Source organism: Pseudomonas extremorientalis (genome assembly GCF_024584605.1).
GTDB lineage: Bacteria > Pseudomonadota > Gammaproteobacteria > Pseudomonadales > Pseudomonadaceae > Aquipseudomonas > Aquipseudomonas extremorientalis.
The window spans coordinates 3,597,983-3,618,200 of sequence record NZ_CP089519.1 but is presented as its reverse complement, the minus strand read 5'-3'; the positions used below and the strand labels follow the sequence as shown (position 1 = coordinate 3,618,200).

General features: G+C 60.7%; 19 protein-coding genes and 1 pseudogene. 9 read left to right on the top strand and 11 right to left on the bottom strand.

Translation table 11 applies throughout. The annotated features are described in order from the left end of the window. Positions 1-61: 61 nt before the first annotated feature. Positions 62-1,069 carry a substrate-binding domain-containing protein gene (locus LUU92_RS15990; RefSeq protein WP_092244364.1) on the bottom strand — a complete coding sequence of 336 codons (1,008 nt, stop codon included), beginning with the start codon at positions 1,067-1,069 and terminating at the stop codon, positions 62-64. 470 nt (positions 1,070-1,539) lie between these two features. Between LUU92_RS15990 and LUU92_RS15985 the strand changes: the two genes are divergently transcribed. Then, a complete protein-coding gene (locus LUU92_RS15985; RefSeq protein ID WP_257102280.1) occupies positions 1,540-3,102 on the top strand; it encodes a TerC family protein in 1,563 nt (520 codons plus the stop codon). Positions 3,103-3,123: 21 nt separating this feature from the next. On the opposite strand, the gene LUU92_RS15980 is transcribed toward LUU92_RS15985, so the two are convergent. The 5 genes and pseudogenes from LUU92_RS15980 to LUU92_RS15960 form a co-directional block, all read right to left on the bottom strand. Further along, the gene (locus LUU92_RS15980; RefSeq protein ID WP_257102279.1) at positions 3,124-4,080 is read right to left on the bottom strand and encodes a hypothetical protein; all 957 of its coding nucleotides are present in this window, start codon (positions 4,078-4,080) and stop codon (positions 3,124-3,126) included. A gap of 10 nt (positions 4,081-4,090) precedes the next feature. Then, positions 4,091-4,834 carry a hypothetical protein gene (locus LUU92_RS15975; RefSeq protein ID WP_071488009.1) on the bottom strand — a complete coding sequence of 248 codons (744 nt, stop codon included), beginning with the start codon at positions 4,832-4,834 and terminating at the stop codon, positions 4,091-4,093. 233 nt (positions 4,835-5,067) lie between these two features. Then, a pseudogene (locus LUU92_RS15970) lies at positions 5,068-5,193 on the bottom strand (GGDEF domain-containing protein); the annotation flags it as partial. Positions 5,194-5,234: 41 nt separating this feature from the next. After that, positions 5,235-5,588 carry a thioredoxin family protein gene (locus LUU92_RS15965; protein ID WP_071488007.1) on the bottom strand — a complete coding sequence of 118 codons (354 nt, stop codon included), beginning with the start codon at positions 5,586-5,588 and terminating at the stop codon, positions 5,235-5,237. 75 nt (positions 5,589-5,663) lie between these two features. Then, complete coding sequence (locus LUU92_RS15960; protein ID WP_071488034.1) at positions 5,664-5,912, bottom strand: hypothetical protein; 249 nt, start codon at positions 5,910-5,912, stop codon at positions 5,664-5,666. Positions 5,913-6,250: 338 nt separating this feature from the next. Between LUU92_RS15960 and LUU92_RS15955 the strand changes: the two genes are divergently transcribed. The 8 genes from LUU92_RS15955 (at position 6,251) to LUU92_RS15920 (ending at position 12,848) form a co-directional block, all read left to right on the top strand. Further along, complete coding sequence (locus LUU92_RS15955) at positions 6,251-7,099, top strand: transporter substrate-binding protein (protein ID WP_071488006.1); 849 nt, start codon at positions 6,251-6,253, stop codon at positions 7,097-7,099. A gap of 51 nt (positions 7,100-7,150) precedes the next feature. Then, on the top strand, positions 7,151-7,813 hold the full coding sequence (locus LUU92_RS15950) for an amino acid ABC transporter permease (protein ID WP_025857547.1): 663 nt from the start codon (positions 7,151-7,153) through the stop codon (positions 7,811-7,813). An 11-nt stretch (positions 7,814-7,824) separates the two neighbouring features. Then, positions 7,825-8,487 (top strand): amino acid ABC transporter permease, encoded by a 663-nt coding sequence (locus LUU92_RS15945; protein ID WP_016976586.1) that lies wholly within the window; start codon positions 7,825-7,827, stop codon positions 8,485-8,487. Next, complete coding sequence (locus LUU92_RS15940; protein ID WP_222541638.1) at positions 8,484-9,266, top strand: amino acid ABC transporter ATP-binding protein; 783 nt, start codon at positions 8,484-8,486, stop codon at positions 9,264-9,266. The genes LUU92_RS15945 and LUU92_RS15940 overlap by 4 nt, the downstream gene beginning before the upstream one ends. 16 nt (positions 9,267-9,282) lie before the next feature. Next, entirely contained in the window at positions 9,283-9,672 is a 390-nt protein-coding gene (locus LUU92_RS15935) for a RidA family protein (protein WP_010210958.1), read from the top strand. A gap of 167 nt (positions 9,673-9,839) precedes the next feature. Continuing rightward, on the top strand, positions 9,840-10,604 hold the full coding sequence (locus LUU92_RS15930) for an IclR family transcriptional regulator (RefSeq protein ID WP_058424172.1): 765 nt from the start codon (positions 9,840-9,842) through the stop codon (positions 10,602-10,604). A gap of 9 nt (positions 10,605-10,613) precedes the next feature. After that, positions 10,614-11,822, top strand: coding sequence for an amino acid deaminase (locus LUU92_RS15925; protein ID WP_257102278.1), 1,209 nt, complete (start codon positions 10,614-10,616; stop codon positions 11,820-11,822). A 117-nt stretch (positions 11,823-11,939) separates the two neighbouring features. Beyond that, on the top strand, positions 11,940-12,848 hold the full coding sequence (locus LUU92_RS15920) for a sugar kinase (RefSeq protein ID WP_071488003.1): 909 nt from the start codon (positions 11,940-11,942) through the stop codon (positions 12,846-12,848). 109 nt (positions 12,849-12,957) lie between these two features. Here LUU92_RS15920 and LUU92_RS15915 read toward each other — a convergent pair whose 3' ends face one another. From LUU92_RS15915 to LUU92_RS15895, 5 genes are all read right to left on the bottom strand, one after another. Further along, positions 12,958-13,233, bottom strand: coding sequence for a peptidylprolyl isomerase (locus tag LUU92_RS15915; RefSeq protein WP_003174397.1), 276 nt, complete (start codon positions 13,231-13,233; stop codon positions 12,958-12,960). 43 nt (positions 13,234-13,276) lie between these two features. Next, positions 13,277-15,772 carry a PAS domain-containing protein gene (locus LUU92_RS15910; protein ID WP_071488002.1) on the bottom strand — a complete coding sequence of 832 codons (2,496 nt, stop codon included), beginning with the start codon at positions 15,770-15,772 and terminating at the stop codon, positions 13,277-13,279. A gap of 135 nt (positions 15,773-15,907) precedes the next feature. Then, the gene (locus tag LUU92_RS15905; protein ID WP_257102277.1) at positions 15,908-17,866 is read right to left on the bottom strand and encodes an acetoacetate--CoA ligase; all 1,959 of its coding nucleotides are present in this window, start codon (positions 17,864-17,866) and stop codon (positions 15,908-15,910) included. Positions 17,867-18,028: 162 nt separating this feature from the next. Beyond that, positions 18,029-18,802, bottom strand: a complete 774-nt coding sequence (hbdH, locus tag LUU92_RS15900; protein ID WP_222541642.1) for a 3-hydroxybutyrate dehydrogenase — start codon at positions 18,800-18,802, stop codon at positions 18,029-18,031. A 7-nt stretch (positions 18,803-18,809) separates the two neighbouring features. Further along, positions 18,810-20,201 carry a GntP family permease gene (locus LUU92_RS15895; RefSeq protein WP_071487999.1) on the bottom strand — a complete coding sequence of 464 codons (1,392 nt, stop codon included), beginning with the start codon at positions 20,199-20,201 and terminating at the stop codon, positions 18,810-18,812. Between the last annotated feature and the right edge of the window lie 17 nt (positions 20,202-20,218).

The following is a 20,218-nucleotide window of genomic DNA, read 5'->3' as shown; positions in this document are numbered from 1 at the left end:
AGGCCTCACAACAAAGATGAACGGATCGCTCCCATGCGGGGAGCGATCAACCGGCTACGGCTTACTTGGCGCCGCTGACTTGCTTGTACAGCGCATCGGCGTTGGCGTTGGTTACTGGCACCCAGGGCAGGATGTAGTTCTTCGCGGTGCCGTCAGCCCATTGCACGTCCTTGGCATAGCGTTCCCAGATCACCGACCGGGGCTTGTAGTCGCTGCCGGCCAGGGCGCGCAGGGCCACGTCCAGCGCACCCTGGGACTGGGCCTGGGCATCCTGCAGGAAGGTGGTGACTTCGTCTTTTTTCGCGGCCTGGATGGCATCCGGCATGCCGTCGATGGAGGTAACCGGTACATCCTTGGACGTCAGGCCGTGGGATTTCAGGGCCTGTACCGCGCCGAGGGCCATGTCGTCGTTCTGCGCGATGACGCCGTTGATGCCTTTGGGGTGGGCGTTCAGCCAGTCCTCCGTCAGCGCCATGGCCTGGGCGCGGTCCCAGTTGGCGGTCTTTTTCTCGATGATCTTGATGTCCGGGTGCTTGCCCAGCACTTCCAGCTCGCCTTTTTCCCGGTCGATCTGTGCCGACTGACCAATGGGGCCCTGGATGATCACCACATTGCCCTTGCCGTTGAGTTTGTCGACCATGGCCTGGGCCTGCAGGCGGCCGCCCTCTACATCGTCGTTACCCACGTAGGGGACGGCGGCATCGGCAACTTTCGTATTGGAGGCGATGACCACCACGTCGTTACTCATGGCCTGCTTCACGGTGCCGACGCCAGCCTTGGTGTCGATGGGCACGAAGAGGATGGCGTCGTAGTGCTGGGTCACCATGTTTTCGATCTGGTTGTTCTGAGTCAGCGCGTCGTAGTTGCCGTCGAATACGGTCAATTGCACGGTGCCGTCTTTCACGGCGGGGTGCTCCTTGAGTTCGCGTACCCAGTTCTGCATGAATTGGCCCTTGAGACCGTAGACCGCGGCGCCGACCTTGTAGGTCTTGCCGTCGGCGGCCAGGGCGATGCTGCTGGCGAGGAGGGAAAGGGCCGCAGCGGCGGCGAAGGTCGTAGCAAGTTTCATGATGAGCACCCCATTTATTGTTGTAGTCAGTCGTTCATTCATTGCCTTGTGCTGATCATATGTTTATCAAATGAAAATCTGATCAGTCAAATGCTTTCGTATAAAACTCAGAAATAGGCTGATTTATTGTTTTTTAGGGCTTCGCACCAAAGACAAGTAGGCATTTATGCTGATAATAATTTCACGCAATGATCAAATGATCGAACTGGTTTCTAAGGTTTTACAGATCTTGTAATAGTTTTGGGTTGTGGGGATTTTCCCTTTCGACTGTACGATTCAAGTCCTTTTGTCATTGCAGGATTTGCATGAACACCCTCTCGGAGCCTCCCAGTCGTCTTTCCCCAAGACATCCTCTGTCGTTGTTCCCGCTGAAGCACCCCGTATTCCGACTGCTAACCTTTTACCGGTCCACTGACCGCACTCTGCCGTGCCCGGCATTCTGAAAATCGATGACTGAAGAGACTCAATAAATGGAATGGTTAGCGGATCCAACGGCCTGGCTCGGCCTGTTGACCTTGATTGTGCTGGAACTGGTACTGGGCATCGACAACCTGGTGTTTATCGCGATCCTGGCGGACAAGCTGCCGCCGGAGCAGCGTGACCGTGCGCGCTTGATCGGCCTGTCCCTGGCGTTGCTGATGCGCCTGGGCCTGTTGGCGAGTATTTCCTGGTTGGTGACCCTCACCCAGCCGTTGTTCGAGGTGTTCGACAAGAGCTTCTCCGGCCGCGACTTGATCATGCTGTTTGGTGGTGTGTTCCTGCTCTTCAAGGCCACCATGGAATTGCATGAACGCCTCGAGGGGCATGTGGCCCAGCGCACCGGCAATGTGGCCTACGCGATGTTCTGGCCGATCGTGGCACAGATCGTGGTGCTCGACGCGGTGTTCTCCCTGGATGCGGTGATTACCGCCGTGGGCATGGTGGACGAACTGGCGGTGATGATGATCGCGGTGATCGTGTCCATCGGCCTGATGATCGTGGCGAGCAAGCCGCTGACACGCTTCGTCAACGCGCACCCGACGGTGATCATGCTGTGCCTGGGCTTCCTGATGATGATCGGTTTCGCCCTGACCGCCGAAGGCCTGGGGTTTCATATTCCCAAGGGTTACCTGTACGCCGCCATCGGCTTCTCGATCCTGATCGAAGTGTTCAACCAGATCGCCCGTTCACGCCGCAAGAAGTCGGCGCAAGGCGTGTTGCCAGTGCGCGAGCGTACCGCTCATGCGGTGATGCGTTTGCTCGGCGGTCGCAGCCTGGCGGTGGAGGAGGTGGGTGAAGAGGTGGCCGACCTGCTCGGCGAGCCGGATGCCACCCAAGGCCCGCTGTTTGATCGACGTGAGCGCGTGATGATCAGCGGCGTGCTGCAACTGGCCGAGCGACCGATCCGCACGCTGATGACGCCGCGGGCCAAGGTCGATTGCATCGATCTGGCGGACGATCCCAACAGTATCCGTCTGAAACTGATGCACTCGTCCTATTCGCGACTGCCGTTGATCCGCAATGGCGCCGTCGATGAGCCGCTGGGCTTCGTGCACAAGAAGGAATTGCTCAAGGAGTATCTGGCCGGCAACGAGCCGAACCTGGAGCACCTGGCGCGTCGGGCGATCAACTTGCTCGACAGCTTTTCGGTCCTCAATGCGCTGGAGCAGATGCGTCAGGAATCCACGCACATTGCGTTCGTGATCAACGAATTCGGTGACTTTATGGGCGTGTTGAGCATGACCGACATTCTCGAGTCCATTGCCGGTGAGTTGCCGGATGCCAGCGAAATCGAGGGGCCGGATATCGTCGAGGAAGGCGATGGCTTTCGCGCCAATGGTGCCTTGAACCTCAACCTGGTCCGCCAGCGTACCGGTTTCAAGGCGACGGCGACCGAGGACTACCAGACCCTGGCCGGTCTGGTCATGAGCCTGCTCGACCGCCTGCCAGTGGTGGGCGATAGCCTGGAACATGAGGGCTGGCGCCTGACGGTGGCGGCGGTGGAGGACCGCCGCGTGACGCAGGTCAGCCTGCTTCGGTGTGTGGGTTCCTGATGGGGGCTTGAGCGTTGCCGCTCAACTTCGATTGATGCCTGGAGGGGCGCCGCCGGGTGTTCTGTCGTCACGCCTGAGCGCGGCTTTTTGCTCTTCGAGTGTCTTTTTCCGGAAGGCGCCGACGATGCCTTTCAAGTGTTCGGCGTTTGCAGTGCCAAAGGCCGAGTGTGTTGGGCGCGACGGCCCTGCGGTCGCGTTGAACAGACCGGCCAATGCAGTCAGCTCCGAGAGGTCGGCTATCGGCCAGAACACCCCGGATGCACTTGCCACCGCCACTTTCATCGGGTGAGCGCGGCCTGCTGCGTCATCGACATGTGTGTTACAGAGCAGTTGAAGGTAGTCCGCCATGTGGGCCAGCGACAGGCCGTGGCGTTTTTCTGCCAGGAGCGTGTGCACGGGGATCGCCGCAGTCGGTTTTAAGTGGGGCTGGGTGATTGCGTCGTAGTAAGTGTAGGCCTCCATTGTGAGCTTGCGCAGGTTTGGGGTAGAGGGTGCGGATGCGTCTGGCCTCTGCGTGACAAAAAAATGCCCCTTTTTTGACCGGCTGATCAATACGTGGTTGTCTTCGGGATCGATCAGCCGCATCAGAATCCCCAGGAATTTGGTGTATTCGGAGCTTCTGGTACTGATGTCTGATTTGAATTCAATCAGGAAGAATCTGTCTTCATGGGCGGTTAGCACATCGCCCGCTGCACTTTCGGCCTTGCCGTCCAATTTCGCGAGGAGTGGCGGTGTTGCGGCCATTTTTTCCACTGCCAGGTTGAGCTTTTCCTTGGCCTCATTACAGGTGTTTTGCTGTTTCTGGTCTGAGGGATCGCACAGCAGCAAGTGATTGTTCAGGATGAGCCGTTCAAGCGCGTCTGAAATCAGTGCCTGCTGTTTTTTGCGGTGAAGGATCCACTGAATATCGCGAAACGCCAAAATCAACGTATCTTCCCAGGGTTGGTCGGCGCTCTCTGTTGCAGTTGCGGTGCTCATATCCATCCCCTCAGTTAATCGCCACGCCACTGAATTTCACCACGTTATCCTCACCCTTGAGGCTGCGAAATCTGATCTTGAGTGCCGGGATGCTCTCGAGTTTCCCGCGCACGGGCTGGAACACCATCGTCACGCGGGTCGGCACATTACGTATCAGCGCAAAGGCGTTCCATTGGTCAGACTTCGACTGGCCGACCTGCAGTTGCTCGACATCCAGGGAGCCGCCGGTTTTTTCAAACAGGGTACTTTGCTTAAGGTCGCGCATTACGCGGTCGACATGGGTGTTGGTCAGTTCCAGCAGGCAGCTCGGTGCCTGGCCAATCTGCTCACATTCCAGCAGTTCGATGCGTACACCGTCGACCAACTCGATACGCTTGCCAAACAGGTTGGCGCCGTCATTTTCAGTCATCAGCTTTTGCGATTGGGCAAATTCGAAAGTGGGTCTGGCGTACTCGCTGCCCAAAATGAAAAAACCACCGGCGAGTAATACGGCCAGGATCACCGAAAGCGTGCCTTTTATCGCATCCGGCAGCCGACGCGCCTGCCAGCCAATAGACAGTGCCGCGAGGAACAAGAACACGCTGATCACCAGAATCAAGTTTTTCCAGTTGAGAAAGCCAAAGCCGAACACGCTGGGATCGGGAAACACATAGGTGATCAGCGCCCACATGGCGCCCAGCGTTGCGCTGATACCGGCCATGACTTTGGTGATTGCAGCATTGAGGCGTTTTTGCGGAAGCAGAGGAGTGTCCATACGCAGAAGAAATCCATCGAGGCGGTAGAGGTGGTGCCGAACATTAACTCAATGAAGGCATTTGGCTATTATCCAGTAAGTGGCCGCCCGGTAAAGCATTTCGATGCGCTGTCTGTCACGCACGGGGCGTGATCGGTTTATGCGCGCGTGTGAAACGCAAGCCCTGTCAGGATCACCCCGCTGGGCTGCAGATCCATCGACAAGCCTTTGATCAGCGGATGAGTAACCAATGGGATGATCGCGATGTAGATCAGCAGGCAGAATGACTTGAGTCGCTCGAAATCATGCTGGGCGAACTCAAGTTGCAGGGCGGGCGAGGGGCGTTGTTTCAGGACTTCGATTTCAATGGTCTTGAACATTGCTGATGTGGTGGCTGAGCCTGCTTTGAGCAGCCTGGACGCTAGGTCGCACTGTGCAAGAGGGGGCACTGGGTGTAGCGGTTGAAAAGCTCTTCCACAGTTTTTTCCTGATCTTCAATGGGGCCGAAACCCTTGAGAATTTCCATCAGTTCGCCCATGAAGTAAACCAACAAGGTAGGCGTGCCCGTGACATGGGGATGTTTCGGGGTGTTTGCGCAGTCCAGTACCAGGCTCACGATATCGGGATACTTGGCAGCAATCAGTTCGAACAATGGGCCGGCGTCCGCGCACGCCGGGCAGTGAGCTGAAACAAACAACAGAAACACGGGGTGGGAGGTACTCAGTACCTTTTCATATTCCTCGGCGTTGGTAATGGTTGCGGTGGCAATTCCCATGATAGTGATCCTCCTGGACAGTGCGAGTGTCTGCCCACGCTAAGTCGAGGAATCACTGTCGTCTACTGTCAACCTTCACAGGTGAGCGTCACGCTCCACGCGTTCCCGCGCCTTGCGCGCCTGGCTCGCGCATTTCTTGTATTCCAGGTTATCCCTAGAGGCCTTTGCCTGGCGGTAGCCGTGGTGGTTCTGGCTGGTGTAATTGGTGCTCAAGGCTTCGTTCAGCTTGCGCAGCTCTGCCTTGCATTCGCGACGGTCGTTGCTGGCCGAGGCGTTGCCGGCCACGAGAAGGGAGAACACTAACAGGGTAACGCCGAATTTGATCAAGGCAGGCTCCTACAGGTGCTGCGTAAAATTTAGATTGATGCTAGCCCAGCATCGCGTTTTTTCCACGGCCCTTACGCACTGCGATAGTGCGCAGTAACACCGTTGCAGGGCGTGCGATTGGGTCTGTCACGCCCTATGGGGTCTTGGGTAGCAAAGCGATTGTAGGCAGTGGCGCAAGGCCTCATCGCCTATTCATATTTATCCAACTGATTTTTAAAGATTTTATTTCCCACATGTTTTTCTGTTACCGCGTGTGGCACACTTTCTGCTGTCTATTCCGTTGTTACATACTAAGTTCCGGTATAGCGGAATACACAACTCCTGGAGTGCTTGTCATGCATCACCGACCTTCCGTATTCAAAGCGTGTGTTTTTCTCTTCGCCGCATCGGCTTCCCTCGTAAGCGTAGTGCAGGCGGCGGACAGCAAGCTCGATGATGTGCTCAAGCGTGGGCATCTGATCGTGGGTACAGGCAGTACCAATGCGCCGTGGCACTTCCAGGGAGCGGATGGCAAGTTGCAGGGTTTTGATATCGACATCGGCCGCATCGTGGCCAAAGGCTTGTTCAACGACCCGAGCAAGGTCGAGTTCGTGGTGCAATCCTCTGATGCGCGGATTCCCAACCTGCTGACCGACAAGGTCGACATGAGTTGCCAGTTCATCACCGTCACCGCCAGCCGCGCCCAGCAGGTGGCCTTCACCCTGCCGTACTACCGCGAAGGCGTGGGCCTGCTGCTGCCCAACAACAGCAAGTACAAAGAGATCGAAGACCTGCAGGCCGCCGGCGACAGCGTCACCGTAGCGGTGCTGCAAAACGTCTACGCCGAAGAACTGGTGCACCAGGCGCTGCCCAAAGCCAAGGTCGACCAGTACGACAGCGTCGACCTGATGTACCAGGCGGTGAACTCCGGTCGCGCCGATGCCGCCGCCACCGACCAGTCCTCGGTCAAGTACCTGATGGTGCAGAACCCAGGTCGTTACCGCAGCCCGGCCTACGCCTGGAGCCCGCAAACCTATGCGTGCGCCGTCAAGCGTGGCGATCAGGACTGGCTGAACTTCGTCAACACCGCGCTGCATGAAGCCATGACCGGCGTGGAGTTCCCCACCTACAAGGCCTCGTTCAAGCAATGGTTCGGCGTGGACCTGCCGGAACCTGCGATCGGCTTCCCGGTTGAGTTCAAGTAAATCGAAAACCTGGGGCGTCGCTGACGGCGCCCCAATCAGGTACTGCTGACCATGAACTATCAGTTGAACTTTGCCGCCGTGTGGCGCGACTTCCCCAGCTTGCTGGCGGGGCTCGGCCTGGGCCTCGAGCTGGCGCTGCTGTCGATCGCGATCGGCTGCGTGATCGGCCTGATGATGGCATTTGCCATGCTGTCGAAACACAAGGCACTGCGCGTGCTGGCCTCGGTGTATGTGACGGTGATCCGCAATACGCCGATCCTCGTGCTGATCCTGCTGATCTACTTCGCCTTGCCCAGCCTGGGCATCCGCCTGGACAAGATCCCGTCGTTCATCATCACCTTGTCGTTGTACGCCGGGGCTTATCTGACCGAAGTATTCCGCGCCGGGCTGCTGAATATTCCCAAGGGCTTGCGTGAAGCCGGGCTGGCCATCGGTCTGGGCGAGTGGCGTATCCGTGCCTACATCACCGTGCCGGTGATGCTGCGCAATGTGTTGCCCGCGCTGTCGAACAACTTCATTTCGCTGTTCAAGGACACCTCGCTCGCCGCCGCCATCGCGGTGCCGGAGCTGACCTATTACGCCCGCAAGATCAACGTCGAGAGCTACCGGGTGATTGAAACCTGGCTGGTCACGACCGCGCTCTACGTGGCCGCCTGTTACCTCATTGCCATGCTGCTCCGTTACCTGGAACAGCGTCTGGCGATCCGTCGTTAAGAGAGGTTTCCATGTACGAATCCCCCAGCTGGCTGCATGAGTTGTGGATCGCCCGGGATACCCTCTGGGCGGGCTTCCAGGCCAGTGTTTATGTGTCCGCATTGGCGATTATCTTTGGCACCCTGATTGGCATCGTCGCCGGGTTGATCCTGACCTACGGCAAATTCTGGATGCGTGCGCCGTTCCGGCTGTACGTCGACCTGATCCGGGGCACGCCGGTGTTTGTGCTGGTATTGGCGTGCTTTTACATGCTGCCGGCGCTCGGTTGGCAGATCACCGCGTTCCAGGCCGGTGCGGTCGGGTTGACGCTGTTCTGCGGTTCCCACGTCTCGGAAATCGTGCGCGGTGCGCTGCAAGCTATTCCTCGTGGGCAACTGGAGGCGGGCAAGGCGATTGGCCTGACGTTCTATCAGTCCCTGGGTTATGTGTTGCTGCCCCAGGCGCTGCGCCAGATCCTGCCGACCTGGGTCAACTCCTCCACGGAAATCGTCAAGGCCTCGACCCTGCTCTCGGTGATCGGCGTGGCCGAGTTGTTGTTGAGCACTCAGCAAGTGATCGCACGCACCTTCATGACCCTGGAGTTTTACCTGTTCGCAGGCTTTATGTTCTTTGTCATCAACTACGCCATCGAGTTATTCGGGCGCTACATTGAAAAGCGGGTGGCCTTGCCATGAACCAACCTCAAACCAACCCACCACTGCTGAACATTAGCGGCCTGCGCAAGCAATACGGCCAGGTGGAAGTGCTCAAGGGCGTCGACCTGTCGATGCAGCGCGGCAACGTGGTGACCCTGATCGGCTCCAGCGGCTCGGGCAAGACCACCCTGTTGCGTTGCGTCAACCTGCTGGAAGAGTTCCAGGGCGGGCAGATCACCCTGGATGGCGAGTCCATCGGCTACAGCGAGGTTGCCGGCAAGCGCGTGCGTCACCCCGAGCGTGTGATTGCCCAGCATCGGGCCATGACCGGCATGGCATTCCAGCAGTTCAACCTGTTCCCGCATTTGACGGCGTTGCAAAACGTCACCCTGGGCTTATTGAAAGTTAAGAAAATGCCTAAGGACGAGGCGGTGGCGCTCGCGGAAAAATGGTTGGATCGTGTAGGACTTCTGGAGCGTCGTAACCACTTTCCCGGCCAGTTGTCCGGCGGCCAGCAACAACGTGTGGCGATTGCCCGCGCGATTGCCATGAACCCCAGCCTGATGCTGTTCGACGAAGTCACCTCGGCCCTCGACCCGGAACTGGTGGGCGAAGTCCTCAGCGTGATCAAGGGCCTGGCGGAAGAGGGTATGACCATGCTGCTGGTCACCCACGAAATGCGCTTTGCCTATGAAGTCTCGGACAAGATCGTGTTTATGAACCAGGGCCGCATTGAAGAGCAGGGCTCCTCGAAGGACATCTTCGAACGCCCGCAATCGCCGCGCCTGGCGGAATTTCTCAAGAACATTCGTTTTTAATCAGGAGCCTGTTGTTATGAGCATTACTCGTTATGGTGCCGGCAGTACTGCCGGCGGCGGCCAACCCCGTCCTTTCGCCCGCGCCGTGGAAGCGGACGGTTGGTTGTACGTCTCGGGCCAGGTGCCTGCGGTGGATGGCGAAATCATCACTGGCGGCATCATTGAGCAAACCCGGCAGACCATGCGCAACGTGGTGGCGATCCTCGAAGAGGCTGGCTACGAATTGAAAGATGTGGTCCGCGTGGGGGTATGGCTGGAGGACCCGCGGGACTTCTGGAGTTTCAATAAAGTCTTCGGCGAATACTTCACCCCGGAACATGCCCCGGCGCGGGCCTGTGTGCAGGCGAACATGATGGTCGACTGCAAGGTGGAGATCGATTGCGTGGCCTACAAGAAAAAGGGCTAAATGCCCCATTCTTGAAACCACGGAAAATCCAATGTGGGAGGGGGCTTGCCCCCGATGAAGGTGTGTCAGCACAAGCACAGGTCACTGGCTCGCCGCTATCGGGGGCAAGCCCCCTCCCACAAGGATCTGCGCAGATCACAGCATTTTTACAGGAATCGAAGGCTGCCATGACCGAAGACACCATCAAACGCCGCGCCAAAGGCCTGGACCGGGCATTCGATATCCTCGATTTTCTCAAGGAAATCGGCCAGCCCCTGCGCCCGAATGATATTGCCAGCGGCATCGGCAGCCCCAAATCCACCGTCTACGAATTGGTCGCGTCACTGCTGGAGCGACGCATCCTGGAAACGGTGGGCAAGGACGGTCACGTCTACCTCGGCCGCCAGCTGTATTTCCTGGGCCAGGCACACCTGCGGCATTTCGACCTGACCCGCGAGGCCGACCACGCCTTGCAGGAGATTGTCAGCCAGACCCACGAAACCGCGCAGATGTGCCTGCTGAACGGGCGCAAGTACACGGTGGCGCTGATGCGCGAGGGCGAGCGGCATTTTCGTATTTCTTCGGACATCGGCGAAAACGCGCCGATCCCCTGGACCGCTTCCGGGCGCCTGTTGCTGGGGCACTTGAGCGACCAGCAGATCGTCGACCTGATCGATCACGATGATTTTATCCTGCCGGATGGCCAGCGCTTGCCGCTGGATACCTTCCTGGCACAAATCCGTCAGGCCACCCTCGATGGTTTCTTTTCCTTCGACAGTGTGGCCGACACCTTTACCCATTGCTTTGCCGCCCCGGTGCGGGACGCGCAAGGCATCAGCATTGCGACCCTGTGCATCGTCGCTCCGCGCGCCGATGCGATCAAAAATTACAACGACTATCGCCGGGTGTTGATCGAAAGTGCCAACAACCTGGCCCGTCGCATCAACGAATAGGAGCATTTCATGTCTGCCATCAATGCCGTTGAAAAAGGCGCCGCCGCCGTCGGTGCCCATCTGGTCCGCGACGTCAGCCTGCCGGCCCTGGTGCTGCACCGCGATGCGCTGGAACACAACATCCGCTGGATGCAGGACTTTGTCAGCAAGAGCGGCGCGCAGCTCGCGCCCCACGGCAAGACCAGCATGATGCCGGCGCTGTTCCAGCGTCAGATCGAGGCAGGCGCCTGGGGCATCACCCTGGCCAACGCCGTGCAGACCCGCGCCGCGTATGCCGGTGGCGTGCGCCGCGTGCTGATGGCCAACCAACTGGTGGGCGCGCCGAACATGGCATTGATCGCTGACCTGCTGGCCGACAAGGACTTCGACTTCCACTGCATGGTCGATCACCCGGACAACGTCGCCGACCTGGGGCTGTTCTTCGCCGCCCGTGGCCTGCGCCTGAACGTGATGATCGAGTACGGCGTGGTCGGCGGCCGTTGCGGTTGCCGCAGCGAGCAGGAAGTACGCGAACTGGCCAAGGCGATCAAGGCCCAGCCGGCCCTGGTCCTTACCGGTATCGAAGGCTATGAGGGCGTGATCCACGGCGAGCACGCCATCAGTGGTATCCGCGATTTCGCCGCGAGCCTGGTGCGCCTGGCGGTGGATTTGCAGAACAACGGCTCTTTCGACCTGCCCAAGCCCATCATCACCGCGTCGGGCTCGGCCTGGTACGACCTGATCGCCGAGTCGTTCGAAGAACAGAACGCCGCCGGCCGCTTCCTCAGTGTGCTGCGTCCCGGCAGCTACGTGGCCCATGACCATGGCATCTACAAAGAAGCGCAATGCTGCGTGCTCGACCGCCGCAGCGATCTCGATGAAGGCCTGCACCCGGCCCTGGAAGTCTGGGCTCATGTGCAGTCGTTGCCCGAGCCGGGCTTTGCCGTGATCGCCCTGGGCAAGCGCGACGTGGCCTATGATGCCGGCCTGCCGGTGCCGCTCAAGCGTTACAAGGCCGGTATCCTGCCAGCCGAAGGCGATGATGTGAGTGCGTGCAAGGTCACCGCGGTGATGGACCAGCATGCGTTCATGACGGTGGCGCCGGGGGTTGAGCTGCGTATTGGTGACATCATTTCCTTTGGCACTTCGCACCCGTGCCTGACCTTTGACAAGTGGCAGGTGGGCTGCCTGGTGGATGAGCAATTGCAGGTGATCGAGTCCCTGCCTACCTGCTTCTAGACCGGGTCGTTTCTATCGAGGGCAAGCCCCCTCCCACAGTTTGATGTGTGAACCCATTCCAATGTGGGAGGGGGCTTGCCCCCGATGAGGCCATCAGTCACTCCCGAGACAATCGCTATGAGCACCCAACCCCGCATCGCCCTGATCGGCGAATGCATGATCGAACTGCAACACCGTGCCGACGGCAGCCTGCACCAGAGCTTCGGCGGCGATACCCTGAACACGGCGGTGTACCTGCGCCGCGAGCTGGGCGATACCGGCAGTGTCGACTACGTCACCGCCCTGGGCGATGACAGTTTCAGCGATGCCATGTGCCGGCAATGGACGGAGGAAGGCCTCGGCCTGGGGAGGGTCCAGCGCCTGGCTGGACGTTTGCCAGGCTTGTATTGCATCCAGACCGACGCCAACGGCGAGCGCAAATTCCTGTATTGGCGCAACGAAGCCGCCGTGCGCGACTGTTTCACCACGCCGGCGGCGGAGCCGATCCTGGCCGCGTTGCCGGACTATGACGTGGTGTATTTCAGCGGTATCACCCTGGCAGTGCTGGGTGAAGTCGGTCGCGAGCGCTTGCTGCAAACCCTGATCGAAACCCGCCGACGCGCAGGCAAGGTGGTGTTCGACAACAACTACCGGCCGCGATTGTGGGCGAGTGTCGAGGCGGCGCGTGCTGCGTATGGGCGTGTCCTGGCCGAAGTGGATATTGCCTTGCTCACAGAGGACGACGAGCGTGCGCTGTTTGGCTATGCCGACAGCGAGCAGGTGTTCGCGGCGTATCCGGAGATTGAAGAGGTGGTGCTCAAGCGTGGCGCGGATGCGTGCCTGATACGCTGCAACGGCGAGCGCTTTTGCGTGCCGGCGATCAAGGTGGAAAAGGTGGTGGACACGACAGCGGCGGGGGATTCGTTCAGTGCGGCGTACCTGGCCGGGCGGCTCAAGGGAAGCTCGCCGAAGCAGGCTGCATTGGCCGGGCATCGGTTGGCCAGTCGGGTTATCCAGGTGCCGGGGGCGCTGATTCCCCGGGGGTGAATGGCCGCCTGCGGCGGATCGGGGGCAAGCCCCCTCCCACAGTTTGATTTGTGAACCTATTCAAATGTGGGAGGGGGCTTGCCCCCGATAGCGGTCTGCAGCCAACCCATCAATCCCGGTAAAACACCTGCACCAGGTGATACCCGAACTTGCTCTTGATCGGCCCGTGAACCACCTTCACCGGTTTCTTGAAGATCACCGCATCAATCGCCCCCACCATTTGCCCGGGCCGCACTTCGCCCAGGTCGCCGCCACGTTTGCCCGAGGGGCAAGTGGAGTACTTCTTGGCCAGTACATCAAACGCCTCGCCCTTGGCGATGCGCTGTTTGAGCTGTTCGGCTTCTTCGCTGGTTTTCACCAGGATATGACGGGCTTGGGCTTTCATTGATCTCTACCAGGTGTGCGACGGCGCGCGATTATGCCTGAACTCATTCGTCGGCGTTGATCATGCTGCGGATTTTTGTCGCCAGCAGGTCGATGGAAAACGGCTTGGCCACCATGTCCATGCCGTCTTCGAGGAAGCCCTGGCGCTCGGCGGCTTTTTCCGCGTAACCGGTCATGAACAGTACCTTCAGCCCCGGCCGGTGCTGGCGGGCGATTTCCGCAAGCTGCCGGCCATTCATGCCCGGCAGGCCAACGTCAGTCACCAGCAGATCCACACGCAGGTCCGACTCCAGCAGTGGCAGTGCAGCCCGGGCGTCGCCTGCCTGGTGCGCCGTGTAGCCCAGTTCGTCGAGCACATTGACCACCAGCATGCGCACTGCCGGGTCATCTTCGACCACGACCACGGCTTCACCGGCCAGGGCTACCGGGGCTTCACCGAGGCTGGCAGGCAGGTCGCTTTCCAGGGAGGTGCCATGCAGGCGCGGCAGATACAGGCGCACGCAGGTGCCCTGGCCCGGCGCGCTCTGGATCGTCACATGCCCGCCGGACTGCTGGGCAAAGCCGTAGATCATCGACAGCCCCAGGCCCGTGCCCTGGCCGATGGGTTTGGTGGTGAAGAACGGGTCGAACGCCTTGGCCAGAATCTTCGGCGCCATGCCGGTGCCGTTGTCGCACACGCCAAGCATCACGTAGTCGCCGGCCTTGACCGGTTCCAGGGTGGTGATGTCGGTGCCGTCCAGGTAACTGTTGGCGGTTTCGATCAGCAGTTCACCGCCGTCGGGCATCGCGTCGCGGGCGTTGATCACCAGGTTGAGCAGGGCGTTTTCCAGTTGGCTGGCGTCGGTGTTCACCGGCCAGATGTCATGGCCGAGCTGCACCTTGAGGCTGATGTGCGCGCCCTTGGTACGGCGGAACAACTCTTCCAGGGACGCCACCAACTGGTTCGGGTCCAGCGGGCGACGGTCCAGGGACTGGCGCCGCGAGAACGCCAGCAAGCGGTGGGTGAGGGCGGCCGCACGGTGGGCGGAGGATACGGCGGCATCGGTAAAACGACCGATCTCGTCACTGCGCCCGGCAGCGATGTAGCGCTGCATCAGGTCCAGGCTGCCGATGATGCCGGTGAGCATATTGTTGAAGTCGTGGGCGATACCGCCGGTGAGCTGGCCCACCGCTTCCATCTTCTGGGCGTGGCGCAGCGCATCTTCGGCGCGTTCGCGTTCGAACATTTCGTTTTGCAGGCGCTGGTTGGCCTCGGCCAGCGCCTGGGTGCGCTGGGCCACGCGTTCCTCGAGGTTTTCATTGAGGTGGCGCAGGGCTTCTTCGGTGAGCTTGCGTTCGGTTTCATCGATCACAAAGATGTAGAAACCCTTCACCGAACCGTCATTGCTGAAGCGTGGCAGGTACTTCATCAGGGCGTGGCGCGGTCGACCGTCCTGGTGTGGCGTGATGGTCATGAAGCTGCAGGCCTTGCCCTTGAGTGCGGCCTCGATCTTGTCTACACGCCCGGCATACACCTCGTCGCCGAGCACTTCGCGGATGGTCTTGCCGTACAGCTCCTGGGGCGTCATGCCGTACCAGTCCAGGTAAGCGCTGTTGTTCAGGCGGAACCGCTGCTCGTGGTCGACATAACCGATCAACACCGGCATGGCGTTGATGATCAGCTGCAGCTCGCTCTGGCTTTGGCGCAAGGCCTGCTCGGTGTGTTTGCGCTCGGTCAGGTCCAGCGCAGCACCCAGGAAACGCGCGGGGCGGCCTTGATGATCCTTGTAGCAGCGCCCGCGGGCGAATACCCAGCGCACTTGGCCATCGGCTTGCAGCAGGCGGTATTCCTCGGCGTACTCGGTGCCGAAGGTGATGCAGTGCTTGATGCTGCGCGCCACCATGCCACGGTCTTCCGGGTGCACGCCTTGCAGGTAGTCGCTGATCGGCAAACGGCTTGCATCGTCGGGATCGACACCATGCAGGTAGGCGAAGTGCGTGTCAGCGATAAAACGGTCTTCGCCGATATCCCAGTCCCAGGTGCCGACCGCGTCGGTGGCCGCCAATGCCAGTTGCAGGCGCTGTTCGGTGTTGTGCTGGGCCTTGCGCCGTTCATTGGTTTCGATGGCGGTGACCAGGATGCCGGCAACGCTGCCGCTTTCATCGCGGACCGGGCTGTAGGTGAGGTCCAGCCAGATTTCAGTATCGCGATTGTGGCGTTGCAGTACGAAGCGCTGCTCGCTGAAGGTACGCACCTGGCCGCTGAGCACGGCGTCGTAGATCGGCCCGGTAAAGCCTTCCAGCTCCGGCCAGGTCTGGTGCGCCGGCTGGCCCATGGCCCCAGGGTGTTTATTGCCCGCGAGTTGGGCGAACCCGTCGTTGTAGAGCTGCGTGAGCTGGTTGCCCCACAGCAGGAGCATCGGCATCGGCGAGTGCACCACGATATCGACCGCCGTGCGCAGGCTTTGCGGCCAATCACCGGCCTCACCGAGAGGGCTTTGCGCCCAGTCCAGCCGCGCAATCAATGCGGCGGCTTCGCTGCCGGTGGATGTTCCAATCATGAAAAAGCCCTGAGCGTAACGCTTTGAAAAATGACAACACCCATTATCCCGTCAGTCGGCAATGAGTGACTACCCCCGAAAAATAGCATGCATTGGGGGTTTGTCTTCAAATGACTGCGTCAGCGCTGAAACCTTTCATCCTTGCGCCAGTTCCGGGCGATCGCGGAACTGATCAAGCGCCTGCGGGTTGGCGAGGGCGTCGGTGTTCTTCACCGGCTCGCCGTGCACCACATTACGCACTGCCAATTCGACGATCTTGCCGCTGATGGTGCGGGGGATATCGGTGACAGCGAGGATCTTGGCCGGCACATGGCGCGGTGTGGTGTTGGCACGGATCACCTGGCGGATCTGCTGTTCCAGGGCCTCGTCCAGTTCGATACCGTCATTGAGGCGCACGAACAGCACCACGCGCACGTCGTCCTGCCAGCGTTGGCCGATGGCCAGGCTTTCCAGCACCTGGGGGATTTTTTCCACCTGGCGATAGATCTCTGCGGTGCCGATCCGCACGCCGCCCGGGTTAAGTACCGCGTCGGAACGCCCGTGGATCAGAAGGCTGCCGTTGGGGCGCTGTTCGGCGTAGTCCCCTTGGGCCCAGACGCCGGGAAACTGGCTGAAATACGAAGCGAGCAGTTTCTTGCGCTCCGGATCCTTCCATAGCCCGATGGGCATGGCCGGGAAATGCCGGGTGCACACCAGCTCGCCTTTTTCACCGACCAGCGGCCGGCCCTGGTCGTCCCACACTTCGATGGCCATCGCCAGGCTCTTGCACTGCATTTCACCGCGCCGCACCGGCAGCACCGGGTTGCCGATCACAAAGCAGGAGACGATATCGGTGCCGCCGGACATGGACGACAGGCACAGCTCGGCCTTGATTTCGCGGTACACGTAGTCATAGCTCTGCGGCGACAGCGGCGAGCCGGTCGAGATCAGCCCTTTGAGGCTGCCCAGGTCATGGCTGAGGCGCGGTTGCAGGCCGGCTTTTTCCAGGGTGGCGAGAAACTTGGGGCTGGTGCCGAACACGCTGATGTGTTCCGCATCGATCAGGTCGATCAAACGCTCGGGGCCGGGGTGAAACGGTGAGCCGTCATACAGCACCGCCGTGGCGCCGATGGCCAGCACCGACACCAGCCAGTTCCACATCATCCAGCCGCAGGTGGTGTAGTAGAACAGGCAGTCCTCGCGGGACAGGTCGGCATGCAGGCCGTGTTCCTTGAGGTGGGTGAGCAATACGCCGCCGGTGCCATGGATGATGCACTTGGGCACGCCGGTGGTGCCGCTGGAGTAGAGGATGTACAGCGGATGGTCGAACGGCACCGCGACGAAGTCAGGCTCGCCGCCGGGTTGGTAGAAGTCCGGCCACAGCCAGACGCTGGCGTGGGTCTGATAGTCCTCGATCCTGGCCTGGGGGCGCGCATACGGCACGATGATCAACTGCTCCAGGGACGGCAGGCGCGCGAGGATTTCATTGAGCTTGGCGGTCTGGTCGATATCCTTGCCGGCATAGCGGTAGCCGGCGCAGGTGATCAGTACCTTGGGCTCGATCTGGCCAAAACGGTCGATCACGCCCTGGGTGCCGAAGTCCGGCGACGAGCAGGACCAGATCGCCCCCAGGCTGGTGGTGGCGAGCATGCCCACCAGGGTTTGCCAGGTGTTGGGCATACACGCCGCGACGCGGTCACCCTGGGTCACGCCGGCAGCGCGCAGGCTGCCTTGCAGGCCGGCGACGTGGGCGGCCAGTTCGGCGTAGGTCAGTTGTTCGCGTTGGCCGTCTTCTGCGACAGCCACGACGGCGGTGTGAGCGTCACGTCGGCGCAGCAGGTGTTCGGCAAAATTCAGCGTCGCACCGGGAAACCAACGGGCGCTGGGCATTTCGGCGTCTTCGATCAGCACCGCGGTGGGCGGGCTGCGAAATTGCACGTCGAAATAGTCCACGATCGCCCGCCAGAAATCCGCGCGCTGGTCGATGCTCCACTGGTGCAGCGCCGGGTAGTCGCCAAGCTGCAGGCTGTAGCGCTGGTTGATGTAGCGCCGGAACTGGTCCATGCGCGTGTTGGCGATGCGTTCCGGGGAGGGTTGCCAGAGGATGTCGGGCATCAGCAAGGTCTCTTGTTCTTATCTAGGTCTTCCACACAATACAGTTCAAATGTGGGAGGGGGCTTGCCCCCGATGAGGGAGTGCCAGTTGATACATGGGGTGACTGACCCACCGCTATCGGGGGCAAGCCCCCTCCCACATTTTGAACGCCAGTGTCCGCTGTTACTGGGCCAGCCAGCCGCCGTCGATATTCCATGCCGCACCGCGCACCTGGGCACCGGCTTCGCTGCACAAAAACAGCACCAGTTCACCCAACTGCGGCGGTGTCACAAACGCCAGCGACGGTTGCTTCTCCGCCAGCAGGTCGTGCTGCGCCTGCTGCGGGTCGATACCACTGGCGGCGCGATCATCGATCTGCTTCTGCACCAGCGGCGTCAGCACCCAGCCGGGGCAGATGGCGTTGCAGGTGACATTGCTGGTGGCGGTCTCCAGGCCGACCACCTTGGTCAACCCGATCACGCCATGCTTGGCCGCCACATACGCGGCCTTGCCCACCGACCCGACCAGGCCATGCACCGAGGCAATATTGACAATACGCCCCCAGCCCTTGGCCTTCATCCCCGGCAGGCTCAAGCGTGTGCTGTGGAACACCGAGGACAGGTTGATCGCGATGATCGAGTCCCAGCGTTCGGCCGGGAAGTCTTCCACCGCCGCCACATGCTGGATGCCGGCGTTGTTGACCAGGATGTCGACGCCGCCGAATTCACGCTCGGCGTAGGCGATCATGTCGGCGATCTGCGCCGGGTCGCTGACGTCGGCCGGATGATGGCCGACCTTGCCGCCGAACGCCCGCACCTGGGCGATCACCGCGCTGGCGTCACCGAAGCCATTGAGGATCAGGTTGGCGCCGGCCTTGGCCAGGCTCAAGGCGATGCCCAGGCCGATACCGCTGGTGGAGCCGGTGACCAGGGCGGTCTTGCCGTTCAATGTCGTCATGGAAACCTCACACAATGCCGGTGGCGTAGAAAGTACCGATCACCACGAACACCGCGAGGGTCTTGATGAGCGTGATGCCGAAAATGTCCTTGTAGGCTTCGCGGTGGGTCAGGCCGGTGACCGCCAGCAGCGTGATCACCGCGCCGTTGTGGGGCAGGGTGTCCATGCCGCCGCTGGCCATGGCCGCGACGCGGTGCAGCACTTCAAGGGGGATATTGGCCGCATGGGCCGCTGAAATAAAGCTCTCGGACATCGCCGCCAGGGCGATGCTCATGCCGCCCGACGCGGAACCGGTGATACCGGCCAGCAGGGTCACGGTGATCGCTTCATTGACCAGCGGGTTGGGAATGCCCTTGAGCCAGTCGGCCAGCACCAGGAAGCCCGGCAGCGAGGCGATCACCGCGCCAAAGCCATATTCAGAGGCGGTGTTCATCGCCGCCAGCAGCGCACCGCTGACCGCGCTTTTGCTACCTTCGGCCAGCTTGCTCTTGATCGCCGAGAAGCCGAACACCAGCACCAAGATGATCCCCACCAGCAACGCCGCCTGTACCGCCCAGATCGCGGTGAGCTTGGCGATTTCGGTGGTCACCGGCGCACTCATGCCGGGCAGGCTGAGGCTGTGGGTCTTGCCGTACCACTGCGGGATCCAGTGGGTGAACAACAGGTTCATCACGCCGACCAGGATCAGTGGCGACAGCGCGATCCAGGGATTGGGCAGGGTCAGGTCCTCGGCGGTTTCCGGCTCGTTGCGCAGCTCCGTGCCATAGCCTTCACCGGCACGCTGCGCCTTGTTGCGCTGGCGTGCCAGGTAGAGCATGCCGGCGCAGAACACGAAGATCGTGCCGATCAAACCCAGCCACGGCGCGGCCCAGGCGGTGGTGTTGAAGAAGGTGCTGGGGATGATGTTCTGGATCTGCGGTGTGCCGGGCAAGGCGTCCATGGTGAACGAAAACGCACCGAGGGCGATGGTGGCCGGGATCAGGCGCTTGGGAATATTGCTTTGGCGGAACATCTCCGCTGCAAACGGATACACCGCAAACACCACCACGAACAGCGATACGCCGCCGTAGGTGAGCAGGGCGCAGACCAGCACGATCACCAGCATCGCCTGGCGCGTGCCGAGCAAACGAATGGCCGCCGCCACAATCGAGCGCGAGAAGCCCGACAGCTCGATCAGCTTGCCGAACACTGCACCGAGCAGGAACACCGGGAAATACAGCTTGATAAAGCCGACCATCTTCTCCATGAACACCCCGGTAAAGGCAGGTGCGACGGCGGACGGGTCGGTGAGCAGGACAGCGCCGAGGGCGGCGATGGGGGCAAACAGGATAACGCTATAGCCACGGTAGGCCGCCAGCATCAGCAGCGCCAGGGCTGCCAGGGCAATGATCACACTCATGGTGTGTCTCCATCGGA